Below are 18,048 nucleotides of genomic sequence, written 5' to 3' on the forward strand. Positions count from 1 at the left end.
ATTAGAAGAATTAAAAATATCAATCATATGAAGTTTATCATAGTAGGTTTGGGCAATTTTGGCGCTTATTTGGCAGCAAGGCTCACAGACAACGGTCATGAGGTGATCGGCATAGATAGTGATATGGCCAAGGTGGATAGTGCGAAGGAAAAAATCACTCATACCATCTGTCTCAATGCCACTGATAAGAATGTGGTAAGGAATCTGCCTGTCTCGGATACGGATGTGGTGCTGATCGCCATTGGTGAGGATATGGGGGCTTCCATTATGGCCACAGCTGTTTTTAAGGAATTGAAAGCCAAGAGGATCATCAGCCGGGCCATTACCAATACTCATGAAACAGTGATCAGGGCCATTGGAGTAGATGAGATCATTCATCCGGAGGAGGAAACAGCAGAGCGTCTGTCCAAAAAGCTGGAGATGAAAGGCGTGATTGACAGTTTTGATATCTCAGATGGCTATAATATTGTGGAAGTGACCGCTCCTAAGGAATTTGTGGGAAAGACTATCGGGGAAACTGCGGTTAGGAATCGATTCAACGTAAATATCCTGACCATTATCAAGATGAGGAACAGGCCCAATATTTTTGGTAATATGCAAGAAAGACAAAAGGTGCTGGGCGTGGTCAGTGCCCAGACTATGATTGAAGATAAGGATGTTTTGGTACTCTTCGGGGAAATGAATGATATCCAGAAGATATTGGACTTGAACGAAGAATAGGGAAGGCGGCATCAGGATTAAGTAGAGAGCTGCTAAGATTAGAACATGGTATATCAGAAAAAATAAAACGGCCAATCCACAAAAAATGGATTGGCCGTTTTGGTCAGTTCTGATTTAATCCTTTAATCCATCAAAAACACAGTCAAGCTTCTTGGACCATGAGCACCAATTACCAAGGATTGTTCGATGTCGGCAGTCTTGGAAGGGCCAGCTATAAAAACACCATATCCATGGTCGTTCACTTTTACTTTTTCATAGGCTTGATGCATATTGGTCAATAAAGTATCCTTTTTCAGAATAATGATCAGGTGTTGGGCGATAAAGGGCAATACCCTGTGGACTACATTTTTTTCTGGCATCCAGATTGCGCCATTTTCTGCTACTCCTAACTCACCTTGGAGCACAGCGAGTTCCACATGTTCCAGATCATGGGGATCGGAAATATTATTGACATCTATATTGCCCTCTACACCTTCAACCAAGGACGCTTTAAGTTGTTCCCGGGGGAAGTTGGCCTCTATATAATCTTGGACATTCTTAATTGCTGTCACCTGCATGAGTTGGCCGCCATTTCCGCTCAATCCTTTTTCATATTTTTCTACCAAATTGGGCTCATCAGGAAAGGAAAGTAAGTCCGGTAAAGGGCTTGCTACAGGCTTGTTTTTCTGAATAGCCGCTAGTATGGATGCTTTGCTGCTCATGATTTTCTGTTTTTCTGGTACCACTCTTTAAAACTCTCCTTAGGAACATCTGGCAAATCACGATGTTTTCCCCAAACATTGAGGCTACTGTATACCAAGCTATCGGGAGTGATTTTTAAGGCTGTTCTGGCCATTTTTCCTGCAAGGTCATAAAGCACAGGTTTGCCAAAGGTGTACCCGGCCACTTTCATGGCCAATTTTTTACTGGCATCGACATCTGTGTTTTCGGTAATTACCTGCCGCCATTTATAAAGCTGCTCATGAATATTGATTTTTACCGGGCAGACATCGGAGCAAGATCCACATAGGGTGGAGGCAAATGGCAGAGTGCTGTATTTTTTGAGGTCTTTGCCAGGAGAGAGTATTGATCCTATAGGTCCGGGAACGGTAGAATTATAACTATAGCCACCACTTCTTCTGTAAATTGGGCAAGTATTCATACAAGCACCGCAGCGAATACATTTTAGGCTGTTTTTGAAATCCTCACGGCCCAACTGTTCTGTGCGGCCATTGTCCACTAGAATGATGTACAGTTTTTTGCCGGGTGCAGGTTTATGAAAATGGGAGGAATAATTGGTGATGCTTTGTCCAGTGGCGCTTCTGGCCAGAAGCCTGAGGAACACCCCTAGATCCGTAGCCCTTGGAATCAGCTTTTCTATCCCCATACAAGCAATGTGAATGTCTGCCAAATGGGTACCCATATCAGCATTACCCTCATTGGTACAGACCACAAATCCACCAGTTTCAGCAATACCAAAGTTTACTCCAGTAATGGCAGCATTGGCTTCCACAAATTTCTTTCGAAGGTGCTGTCTTGCCGCTTCAGTAAGGTATTTAGGGTCGCTGGCTCCTTTTTCTGTGCCAATATGTTCATGGAAAATTTCCCCAATATCCTGTTTTTTCAGGTGAATGGCTGGAAGAACAATATGGCTAGGCGCCTGCTTGGCAAATTGAATGATACGCTCCCCAAGGTCAGTATCTACCACATCATAACCCTTATCCTCTAAGTAATGGTTTAGTCCACATTCTTCGGTAAGGATAGATTTACTTTTAACAATATTGGAAACCTTGTTTTCCTGAAGGATTCTGTATACATGTTCATTATGTTCTTGGGCGTCTTTGGCCCAAAGGACTTCTATTCCATTGGCCAATGCATTGGTTTCGAACTGTTCCAAGAGTTCTCCCAAGTGGGAAAGTACATAATCTTTGGTAGCAGAGGCTGTATCCCTGAGGGTTTCCCATTCAGGAATCCCCTGTGCGGAAAGGTCCCTTTTTTGGCGTACATGCCATAGGGTTTCATCGTGCCAATGGGTTCTGGCATCGTCTTTTATAAATTCTGCTGCCGCTTGGGCATGGCTTTGCGTTTTCATAATTGCTTATTCGACAGGGTTTCCATTGAGGATTTCAGCGATGTGCATCACCTTAATAGGGCTATTTTGGCGTTTGATCAAGCCTTGTAGGTGCATAAGGCAGGACATATCGGCACCTGTCAATACTTCCACCCCATTTTTTGTGTGATCCGCTAAGCGGTCATTGCCCATGGTGATAGAGACCGCCTCTTCAGCTACAGCAAAGGTGCCGCCAAATCCACAGCATTCATCTTTACGGTCCAATTCTATCATTTCTATGTCCTTCACCTGTTTTAATAAGGAAAGAGGTTTATTGAATTCAGGATCCATTCGCTCAGAGCACTTTGCCAGTCTGAGGCCTCTCAGACCATGACAGGAGGAATGAAAGCCTACTTTGTGCGGGAAAGTGGATGCAATATTGTTGACTCTCAGTACATCGGTCAGGAATTCACAGAGTTCGTAGATCTTCGGGGCATTTTCTTCTTTGGGAAGGACATGGTCTTTGACGTGAAGGGTGCAGCTGCCAGAAGGAGCAACGATATAGTCAAATCCACCAAAGTTCTTCATGAAAAGTTCAGATGATGCTTTGCCATATCTTTCATATCCGGAGTTGGCCATGGGCTGTCCACAACAAGTTTGGGATAGCGGGTAATCCACTTCCACGCCATGTTTTTCCAATAATTCTAGGGTAGCCTTTGCCACACCAGGGTAAAACTGGTCGACGTAACAAGGTATAAAGAGTCCTACTCGCATAGTTTTTAATTTCAAATTCCCAATTTATAGGCTTCCATTTACATCTTTATCCTGCACCATGCTGTTTCGTCCAGACAGCCTTTTGCAGGAAAGTCAAGCGCAGTCTATTGGGTGTAAAGGATTATGATTCCAATATATGGCTGCATAATGGACATAGGCAACCAGAGGATAAAGTTACCTCAATAAAAGTAAAATAATCAATTTATAGCTTTAGGATATTAAACGTTTCTTTGCAGCTTTTTTCCTTTTCTTGACCCAAACGAATCTTTTATAGAGGCGGGAGACATCCGCTCGTCTAAAGGAAAATCATACTGCAATCTCTTATCCAATCCTCCTTTTTAGGATCTAAGTGGAGTATCCATTTCCGGAAGTTTAACAGTAGGTGATAGACTTGTCCAAGATAAATGAAGTCTTGTCCGCATGTGGAAAGTAATAGGAGTATTGAACATGGGGGAAAGGCCGGATTGATATAAAAATAGTTTAGCTACTATAAATTGATAACCGTGCAAAAACTGTTATAAATGGTTTTATCAGCACACAACAGGACAGTATTTCTATTTGAAAAAAATAAATTCGCTATCACATACTAGAAGATTGTAATCAAAAAAATCAAATATAATGAGCACAGCAGAGCGTACATTTAAGCATGTAAATTACCTTTGGGATGAGCAAAAGGCCCAGGAATTGGAGGGAGATGAGGTATCCCTTTTGATCTATAGATCAAATATCTTGGGAGCGGACCTAAGGATAACCAATTATGGCGGTGGCAATACCAGCTGTAAAACGACGGAGATCGACCCACTGACAAAGAATGAAACAGAGGTGATGTGGGTAAAAGGTTCTGGTGGAGACATTGGTACTTTGACCAAGAGCGGATTGGCTGGGTTGTATGTGGAGAAATTACATGCCCTGAAAAATGTGTACAGAGGGTTGGAGTTTGAAGATGAGATGGTAGGCTTGTTCAACCATTGTATTTATGACTTGGATTCCAAGGCGCCTTCTATCGATACGCCGCTGCATGCCTTCCTTCCATTTAAGCATATTGACCACCTTCATCCTGATGCCGCGATTGCCATTGCAGCAGCCAAGGACGGTGAGCAGATTACCCAAGAGCTTTTTGAAGGACAGATTGCGTGGGTGCCTTGGCAAAAGCCGGGCTTTGATTTGGCCTTGCAATTGGAGAAAGCCTTGAATGATAATCCTGGCATCCGTGGCATCATGTTGGGTGGCCATGGGTTGTTCACTTGGGGAGACACGGCTTATGAGTGCTATATCAATAGCTTGGAAGTAATAGATAAAGCTTCTCAGTACCTAGAAGATAATTACGGTAAAAACCGTCCGGTATTTGGCGGTCAGAAAATCGAATCATTGGCTCCTGAGGCACGTTTGGACCAGGCAGCCATCATTGCACCTGTTTTGAGAGGCTTGGCATCCGGATACAATAGAATGGTAGGTCATTTTACCGATGATGAGCGTGTATTGCAGTTTGCCAATAGCCATGATCTGGAAAAATTGGCACCACTGGGAACCAGCTGCCCTGACCATTTCCTTAGAACCAAAATCAGGCCTTTGGTATTGGATTTTCCTGCTGATATTGACCTGAGCAATACTGAAGAGATCAAAGCCAAGCTGGAAAAGGACTTTGAAGATTACAGAGCTTACTATAAAAAATATTACGAGGACCATAAGCGGGATAACAGTCCTGCCATGCGTGATCCAAACCCTGTGATCATTATTTGGCCAGGAGTGGGAATGTTCTCTTATGCCAAAAATAAGCAGACTGCCCGTGTAGCCAGTGAATTTTACATCAATGCCATCAATGTGATGCGTGGTGCGGAAGCCGTATCCTCATATGTTGCTTTGCCATTGCAGGAAGCATTTGATATTGAGTACTGGTTATTGGAGGAAGCCAAGCTTCAAAGAATGCCAAAGGAGCAGCCTTTGTCTAGAAAAGTGGCGTTGGTGACTGGTGGTGCCGGAGGTATCGGTAAGGCCATTGCTGACAAGTTGGCCAAAGAAGGTGCTTGCGTGTTTATTACAGATATTAACCAGGACAGATTGGATGAGGCCGTAGCTACTTACTCCAAGGATGTAGGAGCTGGAGCGGTCATGGACGTGACTAAGGGAGATGATATCCTGACCGCTTATAAAGCTGCTGTTTTGAAATTCGGTGGGGTGGATATCATCGTCAACTGTGCCGGATTGGCCATTTCCAAGCCTATTGAACAGACTTCGGCCCAAGATTGGGATTTGCTGCAGGATATTTTGGTAAAAGGACAATTTGCAGTTTCCAAAGCAGGTGTGGAAGTACTTAGGGCTCAAAACCTAGGAGGTGATATCATCAATATTGCCAGTAAGAATGCTTTGGTTTCTGGCCCTAATAATGTGGGATATGGTACCGCAAAAGCGGCTCAGGTACACATGAGCCGACTCTTGGCTGCTGAGCTAGGTAAAGATAAAATCCGCGTGAATGTAGTGAATCCAGATGCAGTCATTGAAGGAAGTAAAATTTGGGAAGGTGAATGGGCTGCAGGAAGAGCAAAAGCATATGGCATCAAAGTGGAAGAATTACCAGCTTTTTACGCCAAAAGGACTATATTGAATGAGATCATTGGGGTAGATGATATTGCTAACGGTGTGTTTGCCTTTGTCGGTGGGGACCTTAGCAAATGTACTGGTAATATTCTAAATGTAGACGGCGGTGTAGCTGCTGCTTTTGTAAGGTAATTATGCGTATAGATCAGCAAAAAATAAAACAGTTGAATGATCAGGCTCTCTCGGAACATCGGGAGAGTTTTGATCATTTGACCAAAGTACTTGGACGAAAAAATATCAATGTTAATGGCATTATAGAAAAGCTAAAAGCATTTCAAGTGGCCGTACCCAGCTGGGCTTTGGGAACGGGTGGTACCCGCTTTGGCCGTTTTTCAGGAGGGGGAGAGCCCGGTACCTTGGAAGACAAGATTGCCGATGTGGGCTTACTGCATCATTTGAGCCAATCGGCAGGAGCCATTTCCTTACATATTCCTTGGGATATCCCTCAGGATGTCAATGCCATCAAACAATTGGCCGCTTCCCATGGGCTGGCATTTGATGCCGTGAATTCCAATACTTTCCAAGATCAAGCAGACCACAAACTTTCCTACAAATTTGGTTCACTCTGCCATGTGGACAAAGCGGTACGTCAGCAGGCCATTGACCATAATTTGGAAGTGATCAAATATGGTGATGCCCTAGGATCAAAGTCATTGACGGTTTGGTTGGCAGATGGTTCCTCCTTCCCGGGGCAGTTGAACTTCAAGAAAGCATTTCAGCGAACTTTGGAGTCCCTTCAAGAGATTTATGCAGGAATGCCATCCGACTGGAAGATGTTTGTGGAATATAAGCCATACGAGCCGAATTTCTACTCAACTGTAATTCAGGACTGGGGTTCTTCTCATATGTTGGCAGACAAGCTAGGAGATAGGGCTTATAGTTTGGTGGATCTGGGCCATCACTTGCCCAATACCAATATCGAGCAGATTGTAGCCACCTTAATGATGGTTGGTAAATTGGGTGGCTTTCACTTCAATGATTCCAAATACGGTGATGATGATTTGACGGTAGGTTCATTGAAACCATATCAACTGTTTTTGATCTTCAATGAACTGGTGGATGGGATGGAAGATCCAACTTCCAATAATCCTTATCCAGCTTGGATGATAGATGCCAGCCATAACTTGAAGGATCCATTGGAGGACTTATTGCAGTCATTGGAGGCAATTAAGCTGGCCTATGCCCAAGCATTACTGGTGGACAGGGCTGCTTTGGAAGAGGCTAGGGAAAACAATGATCCCTCTTTGGCCCAGGAAATCCTTCAAGGTGCTTACAGGACGGACGTTCGTCCTTTGCTGGCTGAGGCAAGGCTTCAGGCAGATGGAGCATTGGATCCAATAGGAGCTTATAGAAGGTTGAATATTAGAAAAGAGTTGATCGCCCAGCGAGGAGCCAAAACTGTATCTACAGGATTGTAATTAATAATCATAAGCAGGGAACTGTTCCTTTTCATTGATGGGAAGTTCCCAAAACCACTCACTATTATTATTGTTTCCGGTAATCCTTTCATTTCTCTATTTATGGGTTTAATAGGTTTGAAAATTTTCTCAAAAGGAAATGAATTGGGTTGCCGGTTTTGTATCTTATTTTCCATAGGGAAAGTGTCATTAACATAGTCCATGATGCCATTACAGGTAATAGCCATATTTGATATAGGAAAGACCAATAAAAAATTCTTCTTGTTTGATGAACACATGAACGAAATCAAGCAGGAATACATCAAAATCCCACTTGCTGTGGATGAAGATGGTTTTGAATGTGATGATTTGGCCGCATTGACCAATTGGATAAAATCCACTATCGATGGTATCTGTAAATCTCCAGATTATAAGCTAAAGGGGATAAACTTTTCTACTTATGGTGCCTCATTTGTACATATAGGGGAAGATGGAGGACCTTTGACCCCGCTTTATAATTACCTTAAGGAGATTCCAAAGGAAGTTATAGACGAGTTTTACCGGTCCTATCCAGCGGAAAAGAATAATCTTGAAACGGCCTCGCCGTCACTGGGTATGTTGAACTCTGGCTTGCAGCTTTACTGGTTAAAAAAAACCAAGCCTGGACTGTTCAGTAAAATCAAATATTCTCTACATTTTCCTCAATACTTAAGTTACCTCTTTACGGGTAAAGCAGTCAGTGAACCTACTTCGATTGGTTGTCATACCAGGCTTTGGGATTTTGAAAAAGGGGAATATCACCAATGGGTGAAGCAGGAAGGAATCGATGGTATACTTCCGGAGATTGTCCCCACTGGTAAAAGCTTTGTCTCTCAACTTTGCGGCCATGATGTTCAAGTAGGTGTGGGCATCCATGATAGTTCTTCTGCACTGGCATCTTACCTGGTAAGGATCAAGGAGCCTTTTTTATTGATATCAACCGGGACCTGGAGCATTTCTTTGAATCCTTTTACCCAGGATCCACTGACACAAGAGGAATTGCAAGATGATTGCTTGAACTTTCTTAGTATTGAGGGTAATCCAGTGAAGGCCTCTCGTTTTTTCATGGGCTATGAATTCAATGACCAGATTGATCGCATTAACAAGCATTTCAATAAGCCGGATAAATATTATAAAACCCTTACTGCTGACCAGTCCATTTTAGGACAGATCAAGGAAGGAAAAGCAAAGTGTACTTTTTATCCGAAACATATTGCAGCGACTCCTTTGGTGCAATCACTTTTTGAAGGCAATGAATGGAAGCCAGAAGAATTTGGCTCTTACGAAGAAGCCTATCACCATTTGATTTGGGGGGTAACATTACTACAAGTGGCTTCATTGAAACTGGCCCAGGGAAGTGCTGAAATCAGTAAAGTATTTATTGATGGCGGCTTTGTGCACAATGAGGTGTTTATGGACCTGTTGCAGCATTATTTGTCGGGCTATGAATTGGAGTTTTCTGATTTTCCTCTTGGCTCTGCTTATGGAGCGGCTTTGGTGCTGGGGCAGAAAAGTAGGGTTGGTGTGAAGTGAAAACTGTTTTAACCACGGAGCGCAGGAAGGATTTTTCGAATACAGGTCTAAGTCTTCAGACTTAGACTTTTTGAAACGCTTATACGGATGTGAGCGAGTTTTTTTATTCGATTCGTCTAAGCCTTTAGAGAAGGCCTGCTAGTTAATTTTACATTTATTGATGCAAAATAAGTAAGGGTTAGTCTTTTTGTGAAATGTAGGTTTTAAAAGTTTACAGTTTGTAAACTTTTATTTAAATTCAGTTGTTTAACTGACATGAATTGAAAAATATCATTGCAGTCAAAAATATCGTTGAGTTTTATCAAAAGCACCCTGATTCAAGGATAAGCTTAGAAAACTGGATGGCTATTACAAAGTACGCTATATGGAATAAACCATCTGATGTGGTATTGGATTTTCCAGATGCTGACCCAATTAAAAATAACAGAGTGATATTTAATATTGCGGGCAATAAGTATCGGCTGATTGTTCAAATCAGTTATATCAGACAATGGGTATTTGTTAAATTTATAGGCACACATGCGGAGTATGATAAAGTTGATGCCAATACTGTTGAGCAGTATTAAAAATTTGAGAAGAATATGAAATGGGATAAAGTAATTACTTCGGAAATGGAATATCAGAACGCCTTAAAACGCTTATCTGAAATATTTGACGCTGTTCCCGATACACCAGAAGGTATGGAGGCGGAATTGCTGGTGACCTTGATCGAAAAGTATGAAAAGGAGCATTTCCCAGTTTCAATGCCGGAACCTATAGCTGCTATTCGCGAAGTGATGGAAAGAAAGGGGATTAAAGATAAAGATTTGATTCCTGTGATGGGGAGTAAGTCTGCAGTCAGCCTTGTACTCAATAGAAAAAGACCTCTTACTATAGATATGATTAGAAATTTATCTGATTTTTTAGGGCTTCCTGTTGAAGTCTTAATACAGCCTTATGAAATCAATGGAGATCGGAAAGTAGGAGTTTGAGAATTTGAAGAGCCAACCCAGGTTAAAAATCTGTCAGCGAAGAAAACACAAAGCCTCACTTTTGGGTGAGGCTTTGTAGGTTTAATAGGTAGGTAGATAAAGGAATGGATTATTTCTCATCAGGCACAATACTGATGGCAAAACCTCCACCAGGGGCAGTAAATTGTTTAATAGTTGATTTGTTGTTCACTTTCTCAGTTCGGATTTCATAGGCCTGTGGGTTTTCTTTATAATGGGCATCTTTGGTATCACCATAAATGGTAGCTATATATTTTTTGCCCTTCTCCAAAAAGTCAAGACTTACTTTTACTGTTCTGGATTCCAGTCCATTAACATTGCCCACATACCAATTTGGTCTGTCCTTTTCTTTTCTAGCAATGGTAAGGTAATCGCCTGGTTCTGCTTCTAAATATTTACTTTGGTCCCAGTCTACGGGAACTTCCTTGATGAATTCAAATGCATCAGGAAAACGATCATAGTTTTCAGGCAGATCAGCAGCCATCTGCAATGGACTATACATGGTCACATAAAGTGCCAGTTGATTGCATAAGGTACTGTTAACATGGGAATTGTTGTCAGGATTAATTTGGCTGATATCCATTTCAAAAATGCCAGGTGTATAATCCATAGGTCCCCCAATCAATCTGGTAAATGGTAAAATTGTTACATGGTTAGGTTTAGAACCACCAAATGCCTGATATTCTGTTCCTCTTGCTGATTCATTGCCAATTAGGTTGGGATAAGTTCTGCAAATTCCTGTTGGCCGAACTGCTTCATGGGCATTGACCATAATTTTATAATCAGCTGCTTTTTCGATGGCATATTGATAGTGGTTGACAATCCACTGACTGTAGTGGTTGTCTCCTCTTGGTAAAATATTACCTACATAACCGCTTTTTACAGCATGATAACCATTGTCATTCATGAATTTGTAGGCTTCATCCATATGGCGTTCATAATTCCTGACAGAACCAGAAGTTTCATGGTGCATGATCATTTCTATTCCTTTACTCTGGGCGTAATTGTGGATTTCCTTCAAATCAAAATCTGGATATGGAGTGACAAAATCAAAAACATAATCTTTTGAATGGCCAAACCAATCTTCCCAACCTATATTCCAGCCTTCCACAAGGACAGCATCAAAACCATGCTTAGCCGCAAAGTCAATATATTTTTTGACGTTTTCTGTTGTAGCTCCGTGTGTGCCATTGGGTTTAACCTTTGTATAATCGGAGGTCCCCAATTTAACTGCAGCAAGTTCATTAGTGTATGCCCAACTGCTCTTTCCTGTTATCATTTCCCACCAAACTCCAATGTATTTGACCGGCTTTATCCATGAAGTATCTTCAATTTTGCAAGGCTCGTTTAAGTTTAACGTAATTCTGGAGGCTAGCACCTCTCTGGCATCATCTGAGACAATGATAGTCCTCCAAGGAGTATGACCAGGGGTTTGCATATAAGCCTTATCCCCATTGACATCCGGTGTTAGCCAAGATTCAAAAACCATAGTCTTATCATCCAGCTCCAAATGCATGGCTGGATAATCGACCAATGCTGCTTCATGAAGATTGATATACAAGCCATTTTCCGACTTCATCATCAAAGCAGTCTGAACTCCTGTTGGTGAAAAGGAAGTTTGGGAAAGATTTTCTGTAACAGCTTCCTCCATGATCGCCCTTATCTCTGACAGTTTTGACCGGGTATAATCGTATTCCTGAGTGTCGTAATCTCCAGGAATCCAAAATGCAGTATGGTCCCCAGCCATCGCAAATTCTGTTTTTTCATCACTAATAACAAAATAGGCCAGTTCTGATTGCTCTGGAAATTCATACCTAAACCCTAAACCACTATCAAACAACCTAAAGCGCAAAACCAATATTCTGTTGGAATTCTGCTGCCTTAATTTGATTTCCATCTCATTGTAATGGTTTCTAATGGAGGCTTCCTCACCCCAAACGGGTTTCCATGTATTATCGAAAGTAGTGATTCCACTACTTTCGACTTTAAAATTATCTATAAGGTCAACATCGTCATTTTTAAGATCGAAGCCCATACCGCTCTTATTAATGACTTCTTGACTTTTGTAATTCAGAGAATAAAAGGGTGTTCCCTTATCATCAAGTTCAAATACCATCTCAAGATTACCGTCCGGTGATCTTAGGCTTTGGGCAAGGATACTTCCTGTGATCCCATAAAGGAAACACAGGACTATAAATACTTTTTGCATAACTTTTGTTTTCAGTTTACGTCGTTAATCTCTCTATCTTTTGGGATGAGCTTATTGCTTGTCAAACGAGATGGTTCCTCCCTGTAAGTTTACCGTTACTAAATAATTACCAGCATTTTCTGGGCTAATCATCCATTTATTATCAGGAGAGGAACAAACACCAACCACAAATTGATCAGGTTCTGATATGGATTTAGCTGCCTGAGAGGCAAAAAGCCATTCTCCATCACACCAGTCTCCTATGAAGCCTGCTATTTTTATTTCACCTGCGAATAATGGGCCTTGGTAGGTAAATATGGCTTCATCTGAGGGACTTTGTGTCATGGTTGATGAAGCCTGGGGATTCCATCCTGCAGGAGAACCATTGCCAACCAAACCTAGGTAGTTAAATTTCTTAAAGGCAGTAAGCAATAGCTGAAAATCCATTTGATTGGTATTTCCATTGATGTCATTCAATGAAATCGAAATATCATAAGTGAAGTTTGTAGTTAAATGATCCACGGCAATTACTTCATGCATCAGTTTATAGTCCAATTGATTTACTTCATAGGTATAAACTTCTTGTCCTAATGAATCAATGTTTATCAAATAATCTGACATGCCCCTGTTATCTGATATGATCATTTCAATAAATGTGTTCGCTTCTTTCCATTCCAGAGACATTAATGCATTATCATCTATTCCAGACAGCTCAATTAGAGGTATCCGTGTATCTTCTGGTTCATCTTCCACACAGGAGGAAATACTGAATAGGCAGGTAGTCAATACCATTATTACGATAGTAATATGGTGTAGGCCATCATTTATTATCTTTTTCATACGATTAGTTCTATTGTTGAGAATTACTTTTTGGGCTGATTGAATAGGTAAATTGAAACACCTTATCAATTATAGCCAGGGTTTTGAACCAATTGGGGATTTACATTAAGTACATTTCTTCCCAATGGGAAAATTCTCAGATGTGTGGAATTATCAGGTTCCTTATCCCACCAATTTCCCGTGGTGAACTTTCCAAAGCGGATCAAATCAGTTCTTCTCCTTCCTTCTGCTAGAAATTCTCTTCCCCATTCGTCCAAAAGTTCCTGTTCAGTTAGCTCGCTACCGTCCAATGCATAAAGACTTTCCGATCCTTGTGGATAATACCTCCCTCTTACCTCATTCAATAAGGTCGATGCTTCTGATAAATTCCCATTTCTAAACTTACATTCAGCCAACATATAGTATGCTTCCGCCATACGAATTTCTACATAATCTGATTCGATTTTGTTTGGGGATTCATCAGGATAGAAGGGGTATTTGACTGGATAGATTCCGGAGTTTTGGTCTGCATGATTCATGTTAGATTCTTTATCTGCCAGTTCCTGACCAGGCTTTAGATCTTCGAAATGTCCTACTTGATCCCGGATATAAAGGTTATAGCCTCTGGAAGACTTGACAGTGTCTTGATTATCGTTATAAGTGAGGTAACCCATAAGAAACATACCTTCTCTGGTGCTATGGCCTATGTTTTTATATTTCTTTATGCGGATGTCATCAGGGTATTTTTGGAATTTGACAAATGGTTTTCCAAGGTTAAAGCTGTATTCCACATTGTCTACATCCTTTCCAGGCTGCATGCTAAACCTCGGGTTAGAGCCTCCAAATTCCGAGAAACCAAAATATTTGTCCACATTATAGGGAGCCATCCACCAATACATGCCCTCAGTATATTGCCAGTGGGATCTACCAAAAGTGCCAGGGAAAGCAAAAATGGTTTCTTTACTATCGTCATTATTGTAATCAAAAGGCGCATCCCATCTTTCTTCTATTCCATATTCTCCATAAACGCCATTGATTAAATCCTGACAAATTTGTGCACATTCCGCATATTTATCTTCTCCAATATAGACTTGAGCATTTAGGTAGAGCCTTGCTAATAATGCCATAGCTCCCGCTTTGGTCCACCGACCATCAAAAGCCGCTGTTCCTGGATCACCTTTGCTCAATAAATCAGGAAGGGCATCCTTCAACTCGGTTTCAATAAAAGAAAAAGTCTCTTGAGGAGTGGATTGGGGTTTACCTTTAGTTTCTCCTTTTACAGCAGTGATGATTTCAATATTTCTGTAAAAATCAAATAGTCTAAGGTAATACCATGCCCTCATGGTTTTCAATTCTGCCAATAATTGCATTTGCTCTGCTTCATTCATCCCAAACTTTGTCGGATCTAATGCTGCGATATCCTCCATGGAATTCGTCGCTTGAACGATACCCGTATAAAGATTCCCCCAGGCATTATTGACATAAGCGTCCTCCGGTGTCCATTCATGTTTGTGGGCGCGGATATAAGTGCCACCGTCAAACCAATCTCCCTGACGGTTAGGGGTCATCATTTGATCAGCTGAAAGCTCCTGTAGAATGTACTGATCACCTTGGACAGTCCAATAACCGTGTTCGAAGGTCCTTAGAAAGGTCCTGTAAACGTCATCGCGCGTCTGGATGAAATTCTCAGACGTCACCCTGTCGTATAATTCCTCGTCCAAATCGGTACAAGCCATCATCAAGATGGAAGAAAATACTAATACTATTGCTTTAATGATATATTTTCTGGTATTCATGGTTTCAAGAGTTTGGTTAGAATCTAAAGTTTGCACCAAAAATCACCTGTGAGGTAGATGGATAATATGCTCTGGAGGCATTGATTCCTGGATAAAGCCCATTGACGGGATATGCATCTGGATCTCCTCCTTTAAATGATGTAAAAGTCGCCAAGTTCCTGGCTGCACCATAAAACCTTATCGAACGGACATACTTTGACTGAACATCAAAGGTATAACCTAGTGAAATATTGTCAAGTTTGACAAAATCTCCCTTTTCAAGAAAATAATCTGAAAGAACCGCTGAGGTGCTACTGCTAGTCAGTCGAGAATATTTTTCTCCATCATAAGCCGTTTCCAAGACATTGGCTTCTGACTGTGTAGCAGGAGTACCTATATAAAAGGCCAGTGTATTGAAAATTTCATAACCAAAATTACCCCTTAGGAATATACTTGCATCCCAGTTCTTATAGGTGAAGTTATTGCCAATACTGCCGGTAAATCGCGGCAAACCGTTTCCTACATATCGTTTGTCTTCATCAGACGCTCTGTCAGCAGTAATTACATCACCTTCATTGTTATAGACTAGAAGTTCACCATTGTCACTCACCCCTGCTGATTCTAGCATATAAAATGATCCCACTCTTCTGCCTTCTTCTAATCTTTGGGCTGTTCCTGGAGAACCAGGGGCTGGCATGCCCACCACATCGAGGAAGCTTTGTCCTTCAAATTGATCATTTGAGAACGAAACGAATTTGTTCTGGTTGGTTGCGCCAACAAAGGACATTTGGTATCTAAAGTCACCTTGATCGACGATGGTGGCATTTAACTGAATTTCAAGTCCTGAATTCTCCATGGTACCTACATTGGCATAGGTAGAACCAACGAGGTTCGGGGGAAGTTGGACATTGTAATACCCTAAAAGATCTTCGTTTTTTCTGTTATAATAATTGATGCTACCAGATATTTTATTGTCCCAAAGACCAAAATCCAATCCGACATTAAAGTTTTTGGCAGTCTCCCATCTGAGGTTATAGTTGGTGTTTTGGTTTGGCCCCCATACTTGGTAAAATTCGCCATTGATAGGGTAGTAACCATAGCCAGTATAAGTGTCCAAAGAAAGGTAATTGCCAAAATTTTGGTTTCCGGTCACACCATAGTCAGCCCTTATCTTCAAATCCTCAAGCCATGAAATGCCTTGAGCAAAGGCTTCATCACTAATCCTCCAGCCTACAGATAATGCAGGAAAACTTCCCCATTTATTATCATAACCAAACTTGGATGATCCCTCATGCCGCAAACTGGCTGAGGCCATGTATTTTCCTTTGAAGGAATAGTTTACTCTTCCAAAAAAGGCAATGAGTTTAGAGGAGTTTTTATAACTGCCCATTCCCAGTCTTCCTTCTTCCTGATTATACAATCCTGTTCCAATATTATTATAGGTAAAAGCATCACTTGGGAAATCCCTGTTAGAAATATTGATGCCGGAATTTTCAAAGTACTGATAGGAATAACCGGCAAGGGCTTTTAGATCATGCTTATCATTGCTGAAATAATAGTTGCCTATCCATTCAAAACTACGGGTATCGTTTTTATTATAATTTCGCGATGCGGAGTTGTCGCCACCTTCGTTGTTAATAGCATAGGTGGAATAAGAAGGTCTAAAGAAAAAGTCAAAATAATCAGCAGTGGATTGACCCAAGGTGATTTTAGTATCTAAAGTAGGTAGGATGTTCAGGGTAAAACTTCCGTTCCAATCAATTACCTTTTCCTCACTTCCACTCAATTCCAAATCCAATCTTTCCCGAATATTATAGGGCGCACTATAGCCACTTTGAATGTTAAAATAACTGGATGGGCTGTCAGGATCCCTTACAGGAATCGTAGGATTGAGGGTGAGAGCTTGGTTAAACACGTCATAATCAGCATTTCTTCTCTTGGTAAAGCGAGGTGCAACATTGATATTTACTTTGTATAAATTACTTTTTGCTGTATGTTGGTACATCAACCTTGCACCATATTCATTTCTCTTTGACCGGGTATCTATCCCTTCACCATCTCTATAGTCTATAGTTGCTCTGAAACTATTTCGGCTATCTCCGCCTGACAAGGACAAGGTGTGCTGCTGTGTCAATGCATAATCTCTGGTCACTTCATTTAACCAATTAGTTTGGTAACCATAATCATTCCCCCTTTCATGGGCTACAAATTCTTCCGCAGAGAGGGATCTCAATGGCTTATTTAGAAAATCAAATGAGGTATATCCATTATATTCGGCACTAGATTCTCCTTTTCCCGATTTGGTAGTAATGATAATTACCCCATTGCTTCCTCTAGTTCCATAAATAGCTGATGCTGCACCGCCTTTTAAGACATCAATTGATTCAATATCATTTTGATTAATATTTTCCAAACTCCCGCCCGGGAAACCATTGATGACAATTAAAGGGCCTAGTCCAGCATCCCGAGAGGAAACACCTCTAAGTTGGATACTAGGGCCTGAATTAGGATCTGCACTAGCCGAATTAGAAATGCTCAAACCAGCAACTTTTCCTTGTAAGGACATTAAGGGATTATTAGCAGCGACTGTTAAGAGTTCTTCACTACTAACATGTGTAACGGCACTGGTTAGTTCTTTTTTGTCCAAGGTACCGTAACCTACAACGACTACTTCTCCCAGAGTTTCTAATGTTTGCGAAAGCGTTACATTAATTTCAGATCGTCCATCAATTGATAATTCCTGAGTTTCGTAACCCAAAAAACTAAAAATTAATTTTCCATCAATATCAGATGATGAGATACTTAACTCATAAAGCCCATCTATATTGGTAACAGTTCCCCGGCTTGTTCCCTTAATCAAGACACTTACACCAGGCAATGCATCTCCTTTGTCATCTTTTACAAGTCCTTTTACTATCGATTGAGCAAAGGAAGCATTGGCATTGATTAAAAATAAACTTATAAGAAGTAAAACAATTTTGGGCAATATCCTGATTGGACAGAAATTAGGAAGTACCTTGTTACTCCCTCGATTGCGTAGAGTTTGGTCCATAATTTTGGGTTTTGGTTAATAATTGAAAATGTGGAAAATACCACCTGAACAAAATTAACTTGGTCAAAACCCTACATCAATTCAGTGATAAAAAAGGTAAATCAAGGAAAAATTAACTGCCTTAATATCAGGTTGTTA

At 41.1% G+C, this 18,048-nt stretch carries 13 protein-coding genes; 6 read left to right on the plus strand and 7 right to left on the minus strand.

Annotation, left to right across the window (positions count from 1 at the left end):
- The first annotated feature begins 27 nt into the window (after positions 1–27).
- On the plus strand, positions 28–720 hold the full coding sequence (locus KZP23_RS07775; RefSeq protein WP_226335577.1) for a potassium channel family protein: 693 nt from the start codon (positions 28–30) through the stop codon (positions 718–720).
- A gap of 122 nt (positions 721–842) precedes the next feature.
- On the opposite strand, the gene KZP23_RS07780 is transcribed toward KZP23_RS07775, so the two are convergent.
- Genes KZP23_RS07780 through KZP23_RS07790 form a run of 3 tightly spaced genes read right to left on the minus strand, consistent with a single transcriptional unit; the run spans position 843 to position 3,523 of the window.
- Entirely contained in the window at positions 843–1,421 is a 579-nt protein-coding gene (locus KZP23_RS07780; RefSeq protein WP_226335579.1) for a LutC/YkgG family protein, read from the minus strand.
- On the minus strand, positions 1,418–2,791 hold the full coding sequence (locus KZP23_RS07785; protein ID WP_226335581.1) for a lactate utilization protein B: 1,374 nt from the start codon (positions 2,789–2,791) through the stop codon (positions 1,418–1,420). The genes KZP23_RS07780 and KZP23_RS07785 overlap by 4 nt, the downstream gene beginning before the upstream one ends.
- A gap of 6 nt (positions 2,792–2,797) precedes the next feature.
- Positions 2,798–3,523, minus strand: a complete 726-nt coding sequence (locus KZP23_RS07790; protein WP_226335583.1) for a (Fe-S)-binding protein — start codon at positions 3,521–3,523, stop codon at positions 2,798–2,800.
- Between the two features lie 618 nt (positions 3,524–4,141).
- Between KZP23_RS07790 and KZP23_RS07795 the strand changes: the two genes are divergently transcribed.
- From KZP23_RS07795 to KZP23_RS07815, 5 genes are all read left to right on the plus strand, one after another.
- Positions 4,142–6,250 (plus strand): bifunctional aldolase/short-chain dehydrogenase, encoded by a 2,109-nt coding sequence (locus KZP23_RS07795; RefSeq protein WP_226335584.1) that lies wholly within the window; start codon positions 4,142–4,144, stop codon positions 6,248–6,250.
- Positions 6,251–6,252: 2 nt separating this feature from the next.
- Positions 6,253–7,536 carry a TIM barrel protein gene (locus KZP23_RS07800; protein ID WP_226335586.1) on the plus strand — a complete coding sequence of 428 codons (1,284 nt, stop codon included), beginning with the start codon at positions 6,253–6,255 and terminating at the stop codon, positions 7,534–7,536.
- 201 nt (positions 7,537–7,737) lie between these two features.
- Positions 7,738–9,087 (plus strand): FGGY-family carbohydrate kinase, encoded by a 1,350-nt coding sequence (locus tag KZP23_RS07805; protein ID WP_226335589.1) that lies wholly within the window; start codon positions 7,738–7,740, stop codon positions 9,085–9,087.
- Positions 9,088–9,347: 260 nt separating this feature from the next.
- Positions 9,348–9,653, plus strand: coding sequence for a type II toxin-antitoxin system HigB family toxin (locus tag KZP23_RS07810; RefSeq protein ID WP_226335591.1), 306 nt, complete (start codon positions 9,348–9,350; stop codon positions 9,651–9,653).
- 15 nt (positions 9,654–9,668) lie between these two features.
- Positions 9,669–10,058, plus strand: a complete 390-nt coding sequence (locus tag KZP23_RS07815) for a helix-turn-helix domain-containing protein (protein ID WP_226335592.1) — start codon at positions 9,669–9,671, stop codon at positions 10,056–10,058.
- A gap of 109 nt (positions 10,059–10,167) precedes the next feature.
- Here KZP23_RS07815 and KZP23_RS07820 read toward each other — a convergent pair whose 3' ends face one another.
- The 4 genes from KZP23_RS07820 to KZP23_RS07835 all read right to left on the minus strand — a co-directional run bounded on the left by KZP23_RS07820 (position 10,168) and on the right by KZP23_RS07835 (position 17,910).
- A complete protein-coding gene (locus tag KZP23_RS07820; protein ID WP_226335594.1) occupies positions 10,168–12,285 on the minus strand; it encodes a glycoside hydrolase family 97 protein in 2,118 nt (705 codons plus the stop codon).
- A gap of 51 nt (positions 12,286–12,336) precedes the next feature.
- Positions 12,337–13,104, minus strand: coding sequence for a hypothetical protein (locus tag KZP23_RS07825; RefSeq protein ID WP_226335596.1), 768 nt, complete (start codon positions 13,102–13,104; stop codon positions 12,337–12,339).
- 65 nt (positions 13,105–13,169) lie between these two features.
- Positions 13,170–14,879 (minus strand): RagB/SusD family nutrient uptake outer membrane protein, encoded by a 1,710-nt coding sequence (locus KZP23_RS07830; protein ID WP_226335597.1) that lies wholly within the window; start codon positions 14,877–14,879, stop codon positions 13,170–13,172.
- A 16-nt stretch (positions 14,880–14,895) separates the two neighbouring features.
- Positions 14,896–17,910 (minus strand): SusC/RagA family TonB-linked outer membrane protein, encoded by a 3,015-nt coding sequence (locus KZP23_RS07835; RefSeq protein ID WP_226335599.1) that lies wholly within the window; start codon positions 17,908–17,910, stop codon positions 14,896–14,898.
- Between the last annotated feature and the right edge of the window lie 138 nt (positions 17,911–18,048).

The sequence above is a fragment of the Echinicola marina genome (genome assembly GCF_020463795.1).
Taxonomy (GTDB): domain Bacteria; phylum Bacteroidota; class Bacteroidia; order Cytophagales; family Cyclobacteriaceae; genus Echinicola; species Echinicola marina.